Here is a 22,239-nt window from a genome sequence, read left to right as displayed (position 1 = left end):
CTAATCTTCATGGTTTTCGATCAGGACACTCCGTGGTTTCGACCCGCTCGCCGGCCCAATTACACCGTTAGCCTCTAGGTCATCAACGAGGCGAGCGGCGCGGTTATATCCGACTCTGAACTGGCGCTGTAATAGACTGGCAGACGCGCGTTGTTCTTCGATGACGAACCACTTCGCATCTGGATATAGGTCATCATCGGATTCAACTTCTGATTTTTCTGCTTGTTTTTGATTCATGATGACAGATTTCTCATAGTTTGCTTTCATCTGCTCTGTTATAAATTCTACTATATCTGTGACCTCTTCATCATCTAGGAAGGCCCCTTGAACACGTAATGGCTTAGAGCGGCCTGATGGTAAGAAGAGCATGTCACCACGACCGAGCAGTTTTTCTGCGCCCATAGAGTCAATGATTGTGCGTGAGTCTGTTTGAGAGCTGACTGCAAATGCGATGCGGGACGGAATATTTGCTTTAATTATACCAGTAATGACGTCAACTGATGGTCTTTGTGTTGCGATGATAAGGTGAATTCCTGCAGCCCTAGCCATCTGGGCAATACGAGTAATCGATGCTTCTACATCTTTTGAAGCGACCATCATAAGGTCAGCGAGCTCATCGACGATGACGACAATGTACGGTAATTTTTGTACTTTTTTCGGATTATCAGCAGTCCGTTCTAGATACTGGTTGTAAGCTTCGATGTTTCTTGTATTAGAGTGACTAAATAAATCGTAACGTCTTTCCATTTCACTCACGATTCTATTTAAGGCATCGCTCGCCTTTTGTGGATTAGTCACTACAGGTGCTAAGAGGTGAGGAATGCCGTTATAGACATTTAACTCTACCATTTTCGGATCAATCATCATCAGTTTTACCTCATGCGGTTTAGCATTGAGTAAGATACTGACTATAATGCCGTTAATACATACTGATTTACCACTTCCTGTTGACCCAGCAACAAGTAAGTGCGGCATCTTATTTAACTCTGCCATAATCGGCGCACCGGAAATATCTTTACCGAGGGCAACCTCAAGTGGATTGTCGGATGATTTTCTCTTAATGACTTCTCTTAAGGTCACCATACTGACAACAGAGTTTGGCACTTCAATACCAACAGCTGATTTACCCGGTATTGGTGCCTCAATACGTATGTCTTTTGCTGCTAAACTCAGGGCGATATCATTTTGAAGGTTAATAATTTTGGAAACTTTGACACCGATATCTGGCTGAATTTCAAACTGTGTCACTGCCGGGCCAATTCTAATCTTAGAAACTTTCGCATTGACGCCAAAGTTTTTAAGCGTCTCTTCCAGCACTTTACCTTGCTGAATAACTTCCTTATTACTGACTTTAGCAGTCTGTTCAGCGTCATTTAAAATATCGATTGGTGGAAGTTTGTAGGCATTCAGTTCTCTTAACTCTTCTGCGTCAAATTCCTCAAACTCATCATCACCGACTTCGCCTTCTGGAATATCGTGAAGGGGACCCGCATCATCATCTTCATATTCTATTTCTTTTTTCTCACTAATTTCCTCTTCTATTGTTAAACCAGATTCTGAATCAGCTTGTCCAACTTCGTCTTTGGTTTCAGGTTCTTCACTGACGAGCTCATCGGATGCATAGACTTCTGGTTCGATATAAGTCTCCTCGTAGTCTGTATCCGAAACTTCTTCTTTTGCTGATTCATCCGTCTGATTAAATCTCGCCTCACGTTTTTTGTTTTTTCTTTTTGGTAAGGGTGCTTCGGCGCTCGCTTCTTCAATGACAGGGGCTGTTTTTCCAGTACTGGTTTTCTTCTCTTTAGCCGGTCTATTTTTAATTTTCTCATTGATTATGCTAAATAATGAGGCAATGCCTGCACCGATAGCTGTCAGTCCTTTAATGACAAAGGTGAAATCATTTCTTAGTGATTCTTCAATGCTCTTATTACGTACAATAATCAGGCTTAAATAGATAAAGATCAAGCTGATTAAGAGTGTGCCAAAGAAGCTGATTCCTGTTGATGAGAAGTTGAAAAGTGTCTGACCGATCACGCCACCGCCTGTAAATTCAAAGCCCGAAGCTCTTGTTAATTCGAGAATTTCTTGGAAGCTATAGTAGCTGTCTGTAAGTGCTCGATTTGTTAGGTACAGGATGGAATGTAGGAAAAATAAGAGTCCGAATTGCATTAGGGTGTAGCCAAACATGCGTTTCGTGAATGGGAATTTTAAGTTTGTCGCAAGATAAAAGGCTGCGAGTAGGAGTACGAAGTAAGTAAAGTATCGACTCGAGCCGAATAAATAATTGAATCCTGCATCTAAATATTCACCGACGACACCTAGGCTAAACACCGTAATGATAAGTAGGATAATAAGTATTAATGAAAAACTAGCATAGTATGTTTTTTTATCATTCTTTTTCTTCTTTGTGGTGCGCTTTCTTTTGGTCGCCATGGTTAACCACCTTTATTAACAGAATAATTATAACAACGGAGATATTAGGATAACCTCATATCTCCGTTGGATCTAACTTTATTATATTTCAGAAATGATTGGAATTATCATTGGACGGCGTTTCGTTTCATCGTATAAGAATTTTCCGAGGTCGTCTCTGATATTTTGTTTTAAGACGCTCCATTCAATCTTACCGGCGCTAATGTTTTCTTCAACAATACCACCAACGCGGCCAGCCGCTTCTTTTAATAATTCTTCAGATTCTTTGACGTAGACAAATCCACGTGATTGAATTTCAGGTCCTGCAATAATTTGACGTGTCTGACGGTCAATTGTGACAACAGCAATAAAGATACCGTCCTCACTAAGAAGTCTACGGTCACGTAAGACGATGTTACCAACGTCTCCAACACCGCTACCATCGATTAATACATTGCCTGCTTCAACCTTATCTTTAGAATACATCTTTGTACCGTCGTACTGAACGACGTCGCCTTTTTCAAGTAGGAATATATTCTCTGCCTTTACTCCTGTCTCTGTTGCAAGACGGGCATGGGCAATTTGGTTTTTAAATTCACCTTGAACAGGAACAAAATATTCCGGTTTAAAGACGTTTAGCATCATTTTTAGTTCTTCAGCTAAGCCGTGCCCTGAGGCATGAATTCTTGATTCAGGTGCCTTGATTGTCGCACCTGCTTTAACAAGTTCATTTTGAGTAGAGTATAAAACGACTTCCATACTAGAAGAAGGTGTCGTTAAGATGTATACTTCATCGCCTTCTTTAATGTTTGTCACTTCATGTTGTCCACGTGACATTTTACCAAGTGCTTCTATTGGCTCACCTTGTGAGCCTGTCGCGATAATGACAAGTTCATTATCCGGATAATCTTTAATTTCATGGCTTGGTACAAGTAAGCCTTCTGGAATGTCGAAGTAACCCAGTTTTCTAGCAACCTTAAACGATGATTCTAATGTACGTCCAAGGAAGGAAACTTTACGGTTAACTTTGGCAGCATTTGTTAAGACTTGTTGAATGCGGACAAAGTTCGAAGCGTAGCATGACACGATAATACGCTTTTTAGACTTTTGGAAGTTATCGAGAATGTGCTCTTCGATAATGTTCTCAGCCGTATTGTAGCCCATTTTCTCAGCTTCAGTAGAGTCACTGATTAAAGCGAGTGTCTTATTCTTTTGACTTAGGGCATACATCTTCGCCATATTATAGTCATAGTTTCCTGTTAAGCTCTGGTCGAACTTAAATTCACCTGTATAGACAATCGAGCCATATGGTGTGTTCATACTAATACCGTATGAGTCCGGGATGCTATGAGAAGTTTCAAAGAACTCCACATTCGTCTGCCCAAATTTCATAACAGATTCGCTATTGATAGCGTAAAATTTAACTTTCTTTTTAACGTTCTTCTCTTTCAGACGTTCTTTAATTAATGCAATTGTTAAACGTGAACCATAGATTGGCACGTTTAAGTCTTGGATAATATATGGAATTGCGCCGATCGAATCCTCGTGTCCATGAGTTACAAAAATCGCTTTAAGACGATCTTTATTCTCTAAAACATAGGAGATATCCGGGATGACAATGTCGATACCGAGCATCTCATCTTCCGGAAACATCAATCCTGCATCGAGGATAAACATGTCGTTGTCGACTTCAACAATGTACATGTTCTTCGCAATTTCTCCAACGCCGCCGAGAGGAACGATTTTCACATGTGCATCATTTTGCTTTTTTTTCACAGTGCTGTCCTCCAATTTCTTTCGGCAATTTATTTGTCTTCTTCATTGTTTGATTCTAATAACTCTTTACGTGAAGCGTTAACACGACCTTGGTTATCGATATTCGTTACCTTAACGAGGATTTTATCCCCCACTTTAACGACATCTTCAACCTTGTTGACACGTGTTGTATCAAGTTGAGAAATGTGAACGAGTGCATCTTTACCTGGGAAGAGTTGAACGAAGGCACCAAACTTCTCAATACGGCGCACTTCACCGTTATAAATTTCTCCAACTTCAGCTTCTCTGACAATATCTTCGATAATGGCACGGGCTTTCTTGATGGCTTCCTGATCACTTGCACCGATAAATACCGTCCCATCTTGCTCGATGTCGAGCTTAACGCCTGTCTCATCGATGATTTCGTTAATTTTCTTACCACCTGGTCCAATCACGTCACGGATTTTAGCAGGTTTAATATGCATGACTTCAATTTTCGGTGCATATGCTGATAGCTCAGTACGCGGTTTGTCAATTGTTGCTAGCATATGATCTAATATGTGCTGACGACCAAGACGTGCTTGTTCAAGTGCTTCTTGAAGAATCGCTTCACTTAATCCATCAATCTTAATATCCATTTGAATGGCAGTGATTCCTTTAGGTGTACCTGCAACTTTAAAGTCCATGTCACCTAGAGCATCTTCCATACCTTGAATATCAGATAGAATTGTGTAGTTTTCACCTTTCTTAACAAGCCCCATTGCAATACCTGCAACCGGTGCTTTAAGCGGTACACCTGCATCCATTAGTGCAAGTGTTGAACCACAGATTGATGCTTGAGATGATGAACCATTGGATTCTAATACTTCAGATACGACACGGATTGTATACGGGAATTCCTCTTCTGAAGGAATAACTTGTAATAATGCACGTTCACCTAAGGCACCGTGACCAATCTCACGACGGCCAGGTCCACGAATCGGTCCAGTTTCACCTACCGAGAAATTCGGGAAGTTGTAGTGGTGCATATAGCGTTTGTTCTCTTCTGTGCCTAAACCATCAATGATTTGGTGTTCTCCTAAACCACCAAGTGTGGCAACGGATAAGGCTTGGGTTTGACCACGTGTAAATAAAGCCGAACCATGTGCACGTGGTAACAGGCCTACATTAGAAGAAAGCGGACGAATTTCAGCTGGCTCACGACCATCCGGACGCACTTTTTCATCTGTAATTAATCGACGTACTTCAGCCTTAACGAGATCATCAAAAATCGCAGAAACATCTTGAACTTGAGCCTCGTAGTCTTCCGCTTCTTCATCAAGTGTTGCAATGATGTCTTGTTTAACTTCTGAAATGTTTGCTTCACGCGTTTGCTTATCGTTTTCTTGGATCTTAGCGTAAAGTCCCATCGCTTCAATTTCAGCTGTAATCTTCGTACGGAAGTCCGCATCAATTTCGTGAACAATGACTTCACGTTTTTCAGGTTGAACTTGTGCAATCGCTTCTTCTTGGAATTGAACAAGTTCCTTAATGTTTTCATGTCCGAAGAGAATCGCTTTTAACATGACATCTTCAGGTACTTCCTCGGCAGCAGCCTCTACCATGTTCACCGCATGTTTAGTCCCTGCTACTTGAAGCTCTAACTCAGATTTTTCCATCTGTTCTGCTGTCGGGTTAATAATAAATTCCCCATCGATTAAGCCAACCGTTACACCAGCAATCGGCCCATCAAATGGAATATCAGATACGCTTAAGGCCATAGAAGACCCTAGCATCGCTGCCATCTGTGGAGATGCGTCATTATCGACAGATAAAACAATCGAAATGACTTGAACATCATGTCTATAACCATCCGGGAATAGTGGACGAATCGGTCTGTCAATCAAACGACTCGTTAACGTTGCATCCTCACTCGGACGTCCCTCACGTTTATTAAAGCCACCTGGTATCTTACCAGCAGCATATAATTTCTCTTCGTAACCTACAGTAAGTGGGAAAAATCCAATATCCTTAGGTTCCTTAGAAGCCGTCGCCGTAGAGAGTACAACTGTATCTCCGTAACGTACCAACACAGATCCATTTGCCTGCTTAGCCATTTCACCATACTCAACTTTTAGTGGTCGGCCGCCCCACGTCGTTTCAAAAACTTGTTTATTTTGTTCATTCATAATTTGTTTTCTCTCCTTAGCTTGGCACTTATAGTTATCATATCATTTTTTTTTACAAATATATATATAAAAAGAGGTTGGTGTGTTGTGGCATATCGCTATAATTTAGATTGATATTGTATTATTGGGCCGCTATGGTCGTTACAGAGAGCTGATATTGCGTTGGCGGGTCGCTGTCAAATCCACAGGGACCCGATATTGCCTTAATTGGCCACTGTCACCGCCACAGTGGCGTGAGCCTCCCTTTTTACGTCACTGTCTCCCCTACAGCACCGCGATTTCCCCTTTTATCGTAACCGTCAAAAAACCATAAACAAAAAATCCCCTCTCAGACAGAGAGGGGATGAATATTCACAATTAAAATTAACGACGGATGCCTAATTTACCGATTAAGTCACGGTATCTAGAAACGTCTTTATTACGTAGGTACGTAAGTAGGTGTTTACGACGACCTACCATTTTAAGAAGTCCACGTCTTGAGTGGTGGTCTTTCTTGTGGAAACGTAAGTGTTCGTTTAATGTGTTGATTTCTTCAGTTAATACTGCAATTTGAACCTCAGGAGATCCTGTATCAGATTCGTGTACGCGGTATTCTTCGATTAATTCATTTTTTCTTTCTTTTGAAATTGCCATGAAAATTCCTCCTCATAAAATTATATTCACCAATATCCGAGCATGCGTCGGAGTTTCAACAATGCCAAGATAAGGTACTCGTAGTATTATACAATTTTTCTACTCTAAGTTCAAGTATTCTTTCGATAAAAACCCATCCTTTTCAAAAGTCACCTTGAGTTAAATATCGCTCAGCAGTTCGCGTGCAATCTTGGCATCTGAATCGATTGCTTCTATTAACGGTTCGATACCATCAAATTTTTCTTCATCACGAACGAAATGGTGCCAATGTATTGTGACGTTTTCACCGTAGATATCTTTATTGAAGTCAAAGAGATAGACTTCTGTCGTTAGACGTGCGTTGTCGTGGAAAGTGGGTTTGACACCTACACTTGCAACGCCCTTATAAACATTGTCATCGTTATCAATCGTCATCGTCACTGCATAGGAACCGTTCGCCGGCATGAAGTAACGATAGTTCGGTTCAATGTTCGCAGTCGGAAAGCCGATGGTCCGGCCGCGCTTTTCTCCTTGTACGACAATGCCCTCGATATCGTAAGCGCGGCCGAGTGCTTGATTCGCTTTAGCGAGCGCTTTTGTTTCCAAATACTCACGAATTTTTGTCGTTGATACTTTTTCCCCATCAAAATCAAGTTTGTCAACGACTGTCGTGTTGAACTCAGTATACTGTTTTAAATCTTCGACTGTGCCGCTACCTTTTTTACCATAAGTATAATCGAATCCAGAAATGACTTCTTTTACTTGTGTATTGATAATGTATTCCTGAACAAAGAAATCTTTATCTAGACCGGCAAAAGCACTTGAGAAGTTGATGATGAATAGGTAGTCGATATCTAGTGCTTCAAGTTTTTTAATCTTCACATCGATCGGTGTGAGATAAGTTGTACGCTGGCGTGTCGGATCTAAGACAACCGACGGATGCGGATCAAAGGTAATGACCGTTTTTTTTAGGCCTTTTTCTTCAGCAATGCCCTTCATAGTATTAATGACATCAAGGTGTCCACGGTGTAAACCATCAAAAAATCCAATCGCCGCTGCCGATAGCTCTATTGAAGATAAGTCTTGCTCATTTGGATAGTGCAATCTAAATATTTCCATAAGTCCCCCATAAGTTACTAAACATTTTAAATGGCTTAAGCTGATCCGGCTTATCTACGTGCGTTTTGTAGATGCCAATCGGCACGTTCTGATGCGTAAATAAAACCGTATCGAGTTCAGTTAAACCTAGCACATTTAATATATCACTTTTGACCAATTTTTGCCCGTTCGTGATTTTAAATTGTAAAGCTTGGTCGTCACTAATATCAAAATGAACTTGATCATCTAAAATATCAATAACCGGGATAACATTAACTGCCTCAGGGTTTTCAATTAAATCCTGAAGTGGCGTTGCATCATCAAGGGAAAATCCACAAGAAGCCGTCCGCTTCAAATAAGACATGTGTGCAGGATAGCCAAGCGCTTTACCAATATCAACTGCAAGTGTTCTAATGTAGGTTCCTTTAGAACACTTCACATCAATATCAAAAGATAAAGTACTCGAATCCTTCCTAATGTCAGAAGTCAATTTTATGTCCTCGATGTAGATATCTTTTACAGGACGGTCAACAATTTCGCCATTTCTCGCGTAATCATAAAGTTTTCTTCCGTTGACTTTGACTGAGCTGTACATAGGTACCATTTGGCTATAACCACCAATGAATGATTGAATTGCCTCGTTGACTGTGTCAATACTCATGTTTTCACCAACCACTTGACGTGCGGTAACATTCCCTGATGCATCTTCAGTATCTGTTGCGATTCCTAATGTAACTGTTGCACTATAGCGCTTGTCTCTCATTTGTAAGATCTCAGTGAGCTTAGTGGCATCACCCACTACGATTGGTAAGACACCAGTGACATCTGGATCGAGTGTTCCTGTGTGACCAACACGTTTTGTCTTCAGGACTTTACGCATCTTGAAGACGACATCATGAGAAGTCATACCGCTCGGTTTGTCCACCACCACAACACCATGTTTTTGGTTTGTCATAAGGTTTCCTCCATAAAAAGATAGCCGCAGCCGATCCACCGGCTGCGGCACTTTAAAATTATTCGTCTCGCTTCTTAATATCGCTTAAGAGTGACTCAATTCTCTGACCGTATTCAATTGAATTATCATACTTAAATTGAATTTCGGGTGCTTTTCTTAAACGAATGTTTGACGCTACAGTTTTTCTAAATAAGCCATTAAACTTATCAAGCGTCTCTTGGACGAATTCTTTATTATTGTTAAGGGCAGTGAAATATACTGTCGCTAATTCGTTTTCCTTAGTTACTTCGACTTCTGTGATTGTCACCATACCAATGTCAGGTTCTTTCTCTGTCACTGTTGTGCGGATTTCTTCACTGAGTACTTTTTTTATTTCTTCTGCAATTCTTTCATTTCTTTGTGACATATTATTTCCTCTCAATCTCTACCATAATGAATGGCTCTATTTGGTCGCCTTCTTTGATATCGTTGAAGTTTTTAATTGTCAGACCACATTCATATCCTGCAGTCACTTCTTTGGCATCATCTTTAAAACGTTTCAGTGTGTCGAGTTCGCCTTCAAAGATAACGATGCTATCACGAATTACTCTCACGCCGCTATCACGTGTAATCTTACCATCTGTTACATAAGCACCTGCAATGGTACCCACTTTAGATACTTTAAAGATTTCACGAACTTCGACATTACCAATAACTTGTTCTTCGAATTCAGGGTCTAGCATTCCTTTCATTGCTGACTCGATTTCTTCGATTACTTTGTAGATGATACGGTGTAATCTCATATCGATTTGGTTCTGTTCTGCTGCACGTTTCGCGTTGACATCAGGACGAACATTGAAACCGATAATAATCGCACTTGATGCATTTGCTAAAGTGACGTCAGATTCGTTTATCGCACCAACACCTGTGTGAATGATACGTACATTGACACCTTCAACATCAATCTTCATAAGTGATGCAGCTAGTGCCTCTACAGATCCTTGAGCGTCACCTTTGATGATAACGTTTAAGTCTTTCATTTCGCCCTCTTTCATCTGTTCAAACAGATTATCTAGAGACACTTTCTGATTGACTTCACGGTCACGCATAATCTTATCCTCGTGACGCGCTTCACCGATTTGGCGCGCTTTCTTATCATCTTTAAAGACTACAAAACGATCGCCTGCTTCAGGGACATCATTGATACCTGTAATTTCAACAGGTACAGATGGACCAGCGGACTTAATACGCTGACCTGTGTCACTTACCATTGCACGGACCTTACCATAAGTTGAGCCGACAACAATAGAGTCGCCCACTTTTAAAGTACCATGTTGTACAAGTAAACTTGCTGCAGGTCCACGAGATTTGTCTAATTCTGCGTCGATTACAGTACCGACTGCTGGCATATCACTCGTTGTTCTAAGTTCCGACACTTCAGAAACAAGATTAATCATTTCTAATAAGTCATCGATTCCATCACCTGTTAGTGCTGATAATTGAACAAAGATTGTGTCGCCGCCCCAGTCTTCTGGGTAAAGACCATGTTCACCAAGTTCTGTCATAACACGGTCTGGGTTAGCAGTTGGTTTATCAACTTTGTTTACTGCAACAATAATTGGTACCTCAGCTGCTTTAGCGTGGTTAATTGCTTCAATTGTTTGTGGCATTACACCATCATCTGCAGCCACTACAAGTACTGTTAAGTCAGTTACCTGTGCACCGCGCGCACGCATTGTAGTGAACGCTGCGTGTCCTGGTGTATCTAGGAAAGTAATTTTCTTATTCTCATGTTCAATTTGGTAGGCGCCGACGTGTTGAGTAATTCCACCAGCTTCACCTGCTGTTACTTTCGTATCTCTAATAGAGTCAAGTAAAGTCGTCTTACCATGGTCAACGTGACCCATGATTGTTACTACACTTGGACGTTCTTCGTCTAAGTTTTCTTCCTCTAAATGGAAGAAGTTTGTCAGATCACTATCATCGACTTCAACTGTCAGCTCTGAAGTATAGCCGTAGTTTTCAGCCACAATTTCAACTGAATCTTGGTCAAGTGACTGATTAATGTTTGTTACAATACCAAGCATGAAGAGGTCTTTAACAATTTTAGAAGGGTCTACATTGATTTTTTCAGCAAGCTCTCCTACTGTGATACCTTCTTCATAAGTGAAATGCTTACTGTCAGCTTCCTCTTTTTTAGGCGCTTCTTTTTTGGATGATTCTTTTTTAGCGGGTTTTTGATTTTTATTGTTTTCTTTAGCTTTTTGTTGTCTGCCTTTGTTATTTTGTTTCTGGTTATTTTGTTTTTGCTTTGGTTTGTTTTCTTTGTTGTTTGGCTTAGTTTCTTTAGATGTGTTTGATTCTTTGTTTTTAAATTTCTTATCAAGCATTACTAAGACATCGTCTTCGATTGAAGACATATGACTCTTAACCTCGACATTTTGTGATACTAAGAAGTCGATGACCTCTTTACTTGATAAGCCAATTTCTTTGGCATATTCATGAATTCTAGTTTTACTCATTGAACCAATCCCTTCTATGAGAGCTCTTTAATCTTTCGTGCAAAACCATGGTCGGTAATGGCAAGAACAACGCGGTTATAGGCACCCGTCGCTTTAGAGAGCTCTTCGTTTGTATACTTATCAATGATTGTGACATTGTAACTCTTACACTTATCATTCATTCTCTTACTTGTACTCTTACCCGCATCAGAAGCTAAAAACACAAGGGCAGCTTTGTTTGACTTGACCGCTTCAAGTGTTTTTTCTTCTCCATTGATTGTCTTGTTAGCGCCTGTTGCTAGACCGACATAATTTAGTATTTTATCGTTCATCGCTTCGGAATATCCTCTCTATAGATCAAACGGATAATTTCATCATAGACCGGATTTAAAGTTTCTGTATCTTTACCCAGCGCTTTTTCTAAAGCTTTTTTCTCTCTCGCTTTATTAACTTTTTCTAAATCTTTAACGACATAGCTACCTCGGCCATTTTTCTTACCTGTAGCATCAGCGAAAACTTCGCCTTCTTTCGTTTTAACGACGCGGATTAAATCATTTTTAGGATGCATTTCATTCGTTAAGATACATTTTCTCATCGGAATTTTCCGTGCCATTGTATACACCTCTAGTCGTTTTCGATGCTTTCTGCCTCAGCATCAGATTCACTTTTAATGTCAATTTTCCAGCCCGTCAGTTTCGCAGCAAGACGTGCATTTTGACCTTTCTTACCAATCGCTAATGATAGTTGGTGATCCGGGACAACAACTACAGTTGATTTGTTTTCCTCATCTACAGTCACACTGACAACTTGAGAAGGACTTAAAGCATTTTTCACAAATACTTTAGGATCTTCATCCCATAAGACGATGTCAATTTTTTCACCGTGAAGTTCATCCACAATCGCTTCTACACGCGCACCGCGTGAACCAACACAAGACCCGACAGCATCAACATCTGGGTTCTCTGCATGGACACTAATCTTCGAACGCTCACCCGCTTCACGAGCAACACTCATAACCTCTACTGTACCATCAAAGATTTCAGGAACTTCATCTTCAAATAGTCGCTTTAATAGATTCGGATGCGTTCTAGATACGAAGATTTGTGGCCCTTTAGTCGTTTGTTCCACCTTATTAACGTAAACTTTAATACGCTCATTTGGAATATAAGACTCATTTGGCATGCGCTCAGATTCAGCTAATACCGCATCTGTCTTCCCTAGTTGAATATACACAAAGCGGTGGTCGACTCTATCGATTAAGCCAGTTAAGACTTCATCTTCTTTGTCGATAAACTCATCGTATAGAATACTGCGTTCAGCATCTCTAATACGCTGCATGACTGCTTGTTTCGCTGCCTGTGCACCAACGCGATTAAAGTCCTTAGGCGTCACGTCTTCATCAAACGGGTCGCCGACTTCATATGCTGGGTTGTATTCTCTTGCAGTTAAGAGATCAATTTCTGCTGTTGGGTCCATTACTTCTTCAACAACATCTTTTCTAGAAATCACTCTATAACTTCCAGATTCCATATTTAAATCGATCGAGACATTTTTATGGTCAGCGTAATTCTTTTTATAAGCGGTAATTAAAGCAGCTTCAATCGCATCCACTAAGACTTCCATTGGGATATTCTTTTCCTTATGGATATATTCAACCGCATTGATCAATTCTTTATTCACTCAATTTTCCTCCATTCTAAATCAGTACAGCTTTTCTAATCGTTGCAATTTTTTCACGTTCTACGGTGATGGTTTTCTTACGAGTTTTCACTTTGTATTCAATAGTCACAGACTTGTCATCGTATTCTTTTAAGACACCAGTCCACTCTTTTTCACCGTCGATTTGTTGATAAGTTTTGATATAAATACCTTTTTCTAAAGTGAGTTCTAAGTCCTCATCATCTTTAATCGGACGTTCTGCACCAGGAGACGACACATCTAAATAATAGGCCCCTTGAACGATGTCCAAGTCATCAAGTTTCGCACTGATTATTTCCGAAAATGCTGCACAATCATCGAGTGTAATACCGCCTTTTTTGTCTAGGTAAACGCGCAAGAAGAAATCAGGTCCTTCCTTTACGTAGGAAACTTCAACTAGCTTTAAATCATTTTCTTTGGCAATTGGCTCGACATGGTTATATACTTCCTGTTCAGTTCGGTTCATGTCAAAATCCCCTTTCAAAAGTAAGAGAAGAACGGTATAAACCCGCTCTTCTCCTCACGACTGATTATTTAAATCAATAATATTATATCACACGTGCTTAACGACCGCAAGAACACTAGATGTCAAAGATTGACAACTGCGCTTTGTCTGGAAGGTGATCTAAACTTCCGAGCTCTGTTAAGTAGTCGATAAGTTTTTGAGATACACCTGCTTTCTTGTTCAAGTCTTCTTTAGATATAAAGCCACCATCTTCTCTTGCCTCAACGATACGGGTCGCCACAGAACGCCCAAGTCCTGGAACAGATTCAAAAGGCGGAATTAGCGTATCACCCTCAATGATGAAGTCCGTCGCATGTGATTTGTCGACGTTGACTGGCTGCATTCTATAGCCACGTTGCGTCATTTCATTCACAAGCTCTAAGACGACTAATGTATCTTTCTCTTTTTTAGAGAGTTCTTGGAAATTTGCATTCATCTCTTTGACTCTATGCCGGATCGTATCTTTATCTTTTACGAACGTTAACAAATCAAAGTCTGATGCTCGGACTGTAAAGTACGATGCATAATAATAGAGTGGATGATGTACTTTAAAATAAGCAATACGTACTGAGTTTAATACGTAAGCTGCGGCATGGGCTTTCGGGAACATGTACTTGATTTTCTTACAAGAATCGATGTACCAGCTCTCAACGCCGTTTTCTCTCATGGCAAGTTCGTGTTCGGGAGTGAGTCCCTTACCTTTACGCACCTTCTCCATAATGTTGAAGGCTAGACTCGGTTCAAGTCCTTTATACATCAAGGTCACCATGATATCGTCACGACAACCAATTACATTAGATAAGTCGCAAATCCCTTTTCTAATGAGGTCTTGGGCATTGCCTAACCAAACATCGGTACCGTGAGATAATCCTGAAATTTGTACGAGTTCTGAGAACGTTGTCGGTCTCGTGTCCTCTAACATCTGACGCACGAACCCTGTACCAAACTCTGGTATACCTAAGGTTCCGGTCTTACATAAAATTTGATCTTGGTCCACACCGAGTGAACTCGGTGATGAAAACAGCCCCATCGTTGCCTTGTCATCAGTTGGTACTGTTGTTGGATCGATACCAGATAAGTCTTGTAGCATGCGAATCATAGTCGGATCATCGTGTCCAAGTATATCCAGTTTCAATAAGTTATTATCAATAGAGTGGAAGTCAAAGTGTGTCGTCTTCCATTCTGCTTCAATATCATCTGCAGGATATTGGATCGGCGTAAAGTCATAAATATCCATGTCATCTGGAACAACAATTATCCCACCTGGATGCTGACCTGTTGTACGTTTTACACCAGAACAGCCAATGACGAGCCGGTCAATTTCAGCAGCACGCTTATGCAGACCATTATCGTTTAAATACCCTTTAACATAACCAAAGGCCGTTTTTTCTGCAACTGTACCAATCGTTCCCGCACGGTAGACATAGTCCTCACCAAACAATTCTTTCGTATAGTTGTGCGCTTTAGGTTGATAAACACCAGAGAAGTTTAAGTCAATATCTGGAACTTTATCCCCTTTAAAGCCAAGGAAGGTTTCAAAAGGAATATCTTGGCCTTCTTTAATCAAGTCGACTTGGCAGTTTTCACACTGTTTGTCCGGTAAATCATAACCAGAAGAGACTGAACCATCTGTAAAGAACTCAGACTGCTTACATTTTGGACAAACGTAATGCGGTGGTAAAGGGTTAACCTCCGTAATCTCGGTCATAGTGGCAACTAAGCTTGAACCAACTGAACCCCTTGAACCTACGAGATAACCATCATCAAGTGAACGTTTTACAAGTTTATGTGATATTAAATAGATGACGGCAAAGCCGTTACCAATAATACTCTCAAGTTCTTTCTCTAAACGCTCGACAACAATTTCAGGCACATCTTCACCATAAAGCGCCTTAGCATTGTTGTATGACATATCTCTAATTTCTTGTTCTGCTCCTTCAATTTTAGGTGGGAAGAGATCTTTCTTAATCACTTCAACTCTATCAATTTTACTCGCGATTTTACGTGTGTTCGTCACAACGATTTCATAGGCTGTATCTTCATCTAAAAAGTCGAACAGCTCTAACATCTCATCTGTCGTTCTAAAGTGAGCATCGGGTAGGTTCCCTCTTGATAAGGGATTACCAGGATTTGATTTGACTAAAATATCACGAGAAAGCTTATCTGACTCATCTAAGTAGTGAACATTACCTGTTGCAACGACTGGTTTGTCAAGGTCCTTACCAAGCTTAATCATGTTTTCTATTATTTCTTCTAAGACCGCTTCATCTCTGACAACTTCACGGTCTAAAAGTCTCTGATAGAGTGGTTTTGGAAAGACTTCTATATAATCATAGAAATACGCTTTTTTCTTCGCTTCTTCATAAGACTTCTGCATCATAGCAGTAAAGACCTCACCGTTATCACACGCACTACCGATAAGTAAGCCCTCACGGTGCTCTTCTAGTACTTGTCTTTTAATTCTAGGTGATTTATAGAAATTATCCGTTAATGATAGGCTGACTATTTTAAAGAGGTTCTTTAAGCCAGTATTATTTTCTACAAGAATCGACACGTGAGAAGGCATAGCACGTTTATATGAATCACTATTCGATAAGCTACGGTTAATATCCTGGTGATTCGTTACACCGTAGTCTCTTTTTAGCTGTGCCATCATCTTAATAAAGATATAAGCTGTCGCTTCGGCGTCGTAAATGGCTCTATGGTGCTGAGTTAAATCTACGTTATAGTGCTTGGCTAAGATATTTAATCCATGCTTTTTCATCTTCGTATTAATTGTACGTGACAACTCTAAGGTATCAATGACACCATTTGTAGATTCACCAAAACCTTGTTTTTCATAGGCTTCATCTATAAAGCCCATATCAAAGCTCGCATTATGAGCAACAAAAATTGCATCTCCGACCCATTTTTTGAAGTCAGTAATGACTTCACTAATATCAGGGGCTCCGACAAGCATATCATCTGTGATACCTGTTAATTCTTTGATCAGTTCAGTTAATTTTTCACCTGGATTTGCAAAACGTTCAAACTTATCTACAACTTCCCCGTTTCTTACCTTAACTCCAGCAAGTTCGATAATTTGATCATATTTAGATGATAGTCCTGTTGTCTCGACGTCAAAGACCACAAAATCATGTGTGTCTAGATTATAATTCTGAGGTCTATAGGCAATTGGTGCACCGTCATCGACGAGCATGCCCTCCATGCCAAAAATCATCTTAAAGTCCTCATCACCTGCAGTTGCATTAAAGGCTTCTGGGAAGGCTTGAACATTATTATGGTCTGTAATCGCTAGAGCATCGTGTCCGAAAGATTTCGCGCGTTTGATGTATTCACTGATACTCGTCATACCATCCATTTGACTCATGGCAGAATGAAGGTGTAATTCTACGCGTTTTTCATCTCCGTAATCTTTTTTCGGTTTCTTATTGACTGCGGTAAGATTTCTAATATTTAAGACCATATCACGTGTAAATTCATCGTATTCAACACGGCCTTCAATTATCACCCAATCTCCCACTTCTAAAGCACCGAATACATCCTCATCGTTTTTACCATGGCGAGAGAACATCTTAGCCATAATAGAATCCGTATAGTCCGTTAGCTTTAATTGTAAAATTTGACGGCCACTTTTTAGCTCACGGATTTCCTTATCAAAAATATGACCTTCTATTTTGACACTGTTTTCCTCATCAAAAATGTTTTCTAATGGCCGTACTCCGTCAAATGTCTGCGGTTTACCGATTTGTTTTTGAACATCTTTTTTAGTGTCTTCTGCTTCACTCTCTTGTTCACGTCTATTAATGAATTCAGATATCAGCGCTTCTCTTTCATCATTGATTCTATTTTCTAGCGCTTCTGTACGAGTGTTTTGAAGTTCATCATCGACGGTCACTTTTACACCTTGTAGATGAATACCAAAATATTTATAGGCCGTCGTTAAGTTGCCGTTGATATGTTTGTTAAAGTGCGCTTCTTCAATACTATTCTTAACCGCAATAAAAAGGGTTTCATCTTGTAGTTTTTTTGCAGTTCCCTTTAACTGATGCTTTATATTGTCGTTTATAGTTAAACTATCTACTGCAATATCAAAATAATCTAAGACAGTCTGTTCATCAAAATCTGCCGATGACATAATCAATTCTGTTGTCGCGATATCTTTAAAAGCTGCTTTAATATTTTGATTCATGAGCTGATAGAGTGTGCTCGGAATGATTCTAGACGTTTTCAAATGAAACTGCCACTTACGAGACTGATCATCGACAACAACTTTTGTCAGTGATGCATCTTCTAAATAGTTATTCTGTTGGATATTCGCCCGCTGAAGCAAAATACTTAATTTATCTTGTCCTTCCACTTACATAACACTCCCGGTTAAAAATTCTATATACACGCCTTAGAAAAACGCGTAAATCAAGGATTTACGCGTAGTTATTGTCAGTAAGGTATGATGTTAAGTCAGCGATTTGCACTTCAGTAGATTCTTCGTCTCGTCGACCTTTTACTTCAACAACGCCATCTTTAGCGCCGCGGCCAACGACAATTCTTACTGGTAAGCCAATCAATTCAGAATCGGCAAATTTAACACCTGCACGCTCGTTACGATCATCGTAAAGTACTCTATAGTTTTTCGATAAAATGTCATAGAGCTCCGCTGCTGTGTCTACGATAGTCTGATCTTTTGTATTAGCTGTAATGATATGGATATCAAATGGTGTAATAGACTTCGGCCAGAAGATACCTTTATCGTCATGATGACTTTCTACGACAGCTGATAATACACGTGAAATACCGATGCCATAACAACCCATCAAGACTGGTGTTGAACGTCCATTCTGATCAAGGACGTTAAAGTTCATCGACTCTGAATATTTAGTGCCGAGTTTAAAGACCTGTCCAACTTCAATACCGCGCATGAATTTTGCTGGACCTGAACCATCTTCAACCATTTCCCCTTCATTAATAAAGCGGAAATCTCCTGTGCCGTCTGGAGTAAAATCACGGCCATGGTTAACGTTTAATAGATGGTAACCCGTTTCATTTGCGCCAACTGGATAGTTCTTCATCACTTCAACTTGATAATCGATGTAAACTGGAATTGTTGCATTAACTGGGCCAAGGGACCCTGGTGAAGCGTTTAATTCATGTCGAATTTCTTCATCAGTAGCCATCTCAACGATAACTGAATTAAAGAAGGCTTTCACTTTAACATCGTTGAGTTCCTGGTCCCCTCTAATGACTATCATTTTAAGACCATCATCGACCTTAACCACCATTGTCTTGGTTGTAAGTGTTAAGTCAGTCTCTAAAAGTTCTGCTAACGCTTTAACAGTTGCAATATTTGGTGTTTCTAGTTTTTCTACATCTTTTAATTCTGCTTCACTCACCGTTGTTGGTTTTGGTGATACTGCCTTTTCAATATTTGCAGCATAATCGCTCTCATCTGTATAGACAATCGTATCTTCACCAATATCGGCTAAGGCCATAAATTCGTGAGTATGACTACCTCCAATAGAACCACCATCCGCTTCAACCGCTCTATAGTTTAAATCTAAACGGTCAAAAATGCGTGAATATGCATTGTACATATCATTGTATGTTTGGTCTAATGATGCTTCATCAATATGGAATGAATAAGCATCTTTCATTATAAATTCACGTCCACGTAGGAGTCCGAATCTTGGTCTTAGCTCGTCACGGAATTTTGTCTGAATCTGAAAGAGTGTCAGTGGTAATTTCTTATAACTCTTTAACTCATCACGTACAAGATCTGTAATGACCTCTTCATGAGTCGGTCCGAGTGCAAATCCTCTACCATGACGGTCTTCTAAACGCATGAGTTCTTTACCATAAGCATCCCATCTGCCTGACTCTTCCCAGAGTTCTTGTGGATGCAGTACAGGTAAGTGGACTTCAGCACCACCAATTGCCATCATTTCCTCGCGGACGATGTCTTGGATGTTGTTTAATACTAATTGGGTAATCGGCAAGTAGGCATAAATACCTCGTGCGAGTTGTTTAATCATGCCGGATTTTAGCATCAGGCGATGACTTAAACTCTCAGCTTCTGTTGGTGTTTCCCGCATAGTTGGGATGAACATTTGTGATTGCCTCATTTAAATCCACTCCTATAAGAAAAATGTTTTAATATCATTCCAGGTGACCAGCACCATGATGATTAAGACGAATAGTACGCCGATAAGTTGTATGTTCAATTCTACCTTACGGTTTAATGGACGTCTGAAGATTCCTTCATATAAAACGAATAAAATACGTCCACCGTCTAAAGCAGGAATTGGTAATAAGTTCATTATACCTAAATTCACACTTAAGAGTGCGGTAAATCTCATTAAAACAAGTATGCCTTGTGCAGCAACTGTCTCTGTAACCTTATATATTCCAACTGGACCATTCAACATATCAAAGCTGAATGTACCCGCAAAAATAGTACCAATCATTCTTACAACAAGTTCGAAGATCAAACTCATACTCGAGACAGTTTCTTGAATCCCCCACCATATCGGAGCGATAATACCATTTTCAAAGTAAGCACCAACGCCGATAATCAGTCTTTCATTTACTGTTCCGTCAGGTAATTCTGTTGATTCAATCACAGGTTCAAGGTTTTCAGTTCTCTGTTGTCCATCTGAATCGATCAATAGTTCTTGAGATTCACCTTGGCCTTGTTGAATTAGGCTAGTCATATGAGACCAGCTTTCCACTTTTTGACCATCAATTTCTAAGATGCGGTCTCCCGATTCAAGATTAATCTCTTCAGCGGGTGTGTCTTCAACTACTTGACCAACAATCGGTTCATCACTTGCCTTACCTTGTATATAAAACAGAATTGTAAATAAGAAAAAGGCAAGTAAGAAATTGAAAAGTGGTCCAGCAAATAAAGTGAGGAAACGTTGCCAGACTGACTTCGATTCAAATCGACCGGAAAGTGGTGCGATACGTTCAAGTTCTGCATCCTCAACAAAGTATGTCTCTTCGCTAAAGTAATAAGTCACTTCTTGATTGTCTGTTAGCCTGTAAGCACGAATGTACATTTCTTCTGAAATGTCGCTATCGATCACCTCAAGCTCTTCTGCAAATTGGAAATTGTGTTTATCATCTAGGAGAATGTGTGTAATTTCATCTCTGTTATTTAACTTAACTTGTACTCTCATGCCTGCATTTAATGGATTGATTTCCATATCTTTTGAAGCCATTCTTACATAGCCACCAATCGGTAATAGACGAATGGTGTACTGTGTATCATTATATTTATAAGAGAAAATCTTCGGACCCATACCGATTGCGAATTCTGGACACATTATACCCGCTCTTTTTGCAAAGAACATATGACCAAATTCGTGGACGGTAACGAGGAGCCCAAAGACTACTATAAATGCTAAAATTCCTGCCACTTATGTCACCTCATATTAGATTTATACTGAGCGTCAAGGCTTAAGATTGTCTCAAGATCTGGGTTTTGAATATTGTCATGCATCATCATGCGACGTTCAACAATTTCTTCAATTTCTAAAAAGCTAATCTGACCTTGTAAAAATTGACCAACAGCAAATTCATTCGCTGCATTCATAACAGTCGCTAGCGTCCCACCAGCCTCGAGTGTATCGTATGCGAATTTTAACATTTTAAAGCGGTGAAAATCCATTGGTTTGAAGTTCAATTGATGTAGTTCCGATAGTTTTAATGGATTGTTCTTATGTAGACGCTCTGGATGCGTGAAGGCATATTGAATCGCTGTACGCATATCTGAATTACCAAGTTGCGCAATCATACTATTATCAATAAACTCTACCATTGAATGAATGATGCTCTCCTTATGAAGTACCGTTTGGATTTTTTCTGTCGGTAAATCAAAGAGGTGCTTGGCTTCGATGACTTCAAAACCTTTGTTCATCATCGTCGCTGAATCAATGGTAATCTTTTGTCCCATAGACCAGTTTGGATGATTTAGGGCATCTTTTAAGGTGACATGCGTTAGTTCTTCACGTGTTAAATCTCTAAAAGAACCACCACTCGCAGTGATAATTAACTGTTCAACTTCTTTAATGTTCTCACCCTTTAGGCATTGAAAGAGTGCAGAATGCTCAGAATCAACGGGGATAATCGATACATTATTTTCCTTAGCACGACGCATTACAATATCGCCGGCTGCAACGAGTGTTTCCTTGTTAGCAAGCGCAATGGTTGTCTTATTGTCGATGGCTTTTAAGGTCGGCTTTAAGCCGATACTTCCCATGATAGCGGTAAGTAGTATATCACATGAGGATGACGCAACATCCAAAAGACCTTGTTCTCCATAGGTAAATTCAATGTGTGGATAATCTGATGTTAAATCTTTTACTACACTTTCGTCTTGTACAGATACCAAGTGTGGCGTGAAATCAGTTAAAATTTCTCTTAAACGATTTATATTACGCCCGATAGATATGGCCCCGAGTCTAAAGTGTTCCGGATTATTTTTTATGACATCAAGCGCTTGAGTACCAATAGACCCTGTCGCACCTAATATAGAAATTGTCTTAATCATTTTATTCA

The 22,239-nt window shown here is 39.9% G+C and carries 16 protein-coding genes; all 16 read right to left on the bottom strand.

Annotated features, from left to right (window positions below):
• Positions 1-2,433, bottom strand: coding sequence for an FtsK/SpoIIIE family DNA translocase (locus EYB29_RS02890; RefSeq protein ID WP_166626515.1), 2,433 nt, complete (start codon positions 2,431-2,433; stop codon positions 1-3).
• 81 nt (positions 2,434-2,514) lie between these two features.
• Complete coding sequence (locus EYB29_RS02885) at positions 2,515-4,188, bottom strand: ribonuclease J (RefSeq protein WP_205710589.1); 1,674 nt, start codon at positions 4,186-4,188, stop codon at positions 2,515-2,517.
• 29 nt (positions 4,189-4,217) lie between these two features.
• Positions 4,218-6,335, bottom strand: coding sequence for a polyribonucleotide nucleotidyltransferase (gene pnp, locus EYB29_RS02880; RefSeq protein ID WP_026867616.1), 2,118 nt, complete (start codon positions 6,333-6,335; stop codon positions 4,218-4,220).
• A 363-nt stretch (positions 6,336-6,698) separates the two neighbouring features.
• On the bottom strand, positions 6,699-6,968 hold the full coding sequence (gene rpsO / locus EYB29_RS02875) for a 30S ribosomal protein S15 (RefSeq protein WP_166626514.1): 270 nt from the start codon (positions 6,966-6,968) through the stop codon (positions 6,699-6,701).
• 159 nt (positions 6,969-7,127) lie between these two features.
• The gene (gene ribF / locus EYB29_RS02870) at positions 7,128-8,066 is read right to left on the bottom strand and encodes a riboflavin biosynthesis protein RibF (RefSeq protein WP_166626513.1); all 939 of its coding nucleotides are present in this window, start codon (positions 8,064-8,066) and stop codon (positions 7,128-7,130) included.
• Positions 8,053-9,000, bottom strand: a complete 948-nt coding sequence (truB, locus tag EYB29_RS02865) for a tRNA pseudouridine(55) synthase TruB (protein WP_166626512.1) — start codon at positions 8,998-9,000, stop codon at positions 8,053-8,055. Before truB ends, ribF begins: the two co-directional genes overlap by 14 nt.
• Before the next feature lie 58 nt (positions 9,001-9,058).
• Complete coding sequence (gene rbfA / locus EYB29_RS02860; RefSeq protein ID WP_026867612.1) at positions 9,059-9,406, bottom strand: 30S ribosome-binding factor RbfA; 348 nt, start codon at positions 9,404-9,406, stop codon at positions 9,059-9,061.
• A 1-nt stretch (position 9,407) separates the two neighbouring features.
• Positions 9,408-11,501, bottom strand: a complete 2,094-nt coding sequence (infB, locus tag EYB29_RS02855) for a translation initiation factor IF-2 (RefSeq protein ID WP_166626511.1) — start codon at positions 11,499-11,501, stop codon at positions 9,408-9,410.
• A gap of 14 nt (positions 11,502-11,515) precedes the next feature.
• Positions 11,516-11,812, bottom strand: coding sequence for a L7Ae/L30e/S12e/Gadd45 family ribosomal protein (locus EYB29_RS02850; RefSeq protein ID WP_026867610.1), 297 nt, complete (start codon positions 11,810-11,812; stop codon positions 11,516-11,518).
• Positions 11,809-12,093 (bottom strand): RNase P modulator RnpM, encoded by a 285-nt coding sequence (rnpM, locus tag EYB29_RS02845; RefSeq protein ID WP_035857278.1) that lies wholly within the window; start codon positions 12,091-12,093, stop codon positions 11,809-11,811. The genes EYB29_RS02850 and rnpM overlap by 4 nt, the downstream gene beginning before the upstream one ends.
• A gap of 11 nt (positions 12,094-12,104) precedes the next feature.
• The gene (gene nusA / locus EYB29_RS02840) at positions 12,105-13,160 is read right to left on the bottom strand and encodes a transcription termination factor NusA (RefSeq protein ID WP_026867608.1); all 1,056 of its coding nucleotides are present in this window, start codon (positions 13,158-13,160) and stop codon (positions 12,105-12,107) included.
• 16 nt (positions 13,161-13,176) lie between these two features.
• Positions 13,177-13,644, bottom strand: coding sequence for a ribosome maturation factor RimP (gene rimP / locus EYB29_RS02835; RefSeq protein WP_026867607.1), 468 nt, complete (start codon positions 13,642-13,644; stop codon positions 13,177-13,179).
• Positions 13,645-13,759: 115 nt separating this feature from the next.
• Positions 13,760-18,043, bottom strand: coding sequence for a PolC-type DNA polymerase III (locus EYB29_RS02830; protein WP_166626510.1), 4,284 nt, complete (start codon positions 18,041-18,043; stop codon positions 13,760-13,762).
• Positions 18,044-18,107: 64 nt separating this feature from the next.
• The gene (locus tag EYB29_RS02825) at positions 18,108-19,802 is read right to left on the bottom strand and encodes a proline--tRNA ligase (RefSeq protein WP_026867605.1); all 1,695 of its coding nucleotides are present in this window, start codon (positions 19,800-19,802) and stop codon (positions 18,108-18,110) included.
• A gap of 12 nt (positions 19,803-19,814) precedes the next feature.
• Entirely contained in the window at positions 19,815-21,098 is a 1,284-nt protein-coding gene (gene rseP, locus EYB29_RS02820; RefSeq protein WP_166626509.1) for an RIP metalloprotease RseP, read from the bottom strand.
• Between the two features lie 5 nt (positions 21,099-21,103).
• Positions 21,104-22,228 (bottom strand): 1-deoxy-D-xylulose-5-phosphate reductoisomerase, encoded by a 1,125-nt coding sequence (locus EYB29_RS02815; protein ID WP_166626895.1) that lies wholly within the window; start codon positions 22,226-22,228, stop codon positions 21,104-21,106.
• Positions 22,229-22,239: the final 11 nt, after the last annotated feature.

Source organism: Jeotgalicoccus sp. S0W5, assembly GCF_011634875.1.
Classification (GTDB): Bacteria; Bacillota; Bacilli; order Staphylococcales; family Salinicoccaceae; genus Jeotgalicoccus; species Jeotgalicoccus marinus.
Note: the sequence above shows the minus strand (reverse complement) of the source record. Positions and strands in the feature narration are given on the sequence as shown.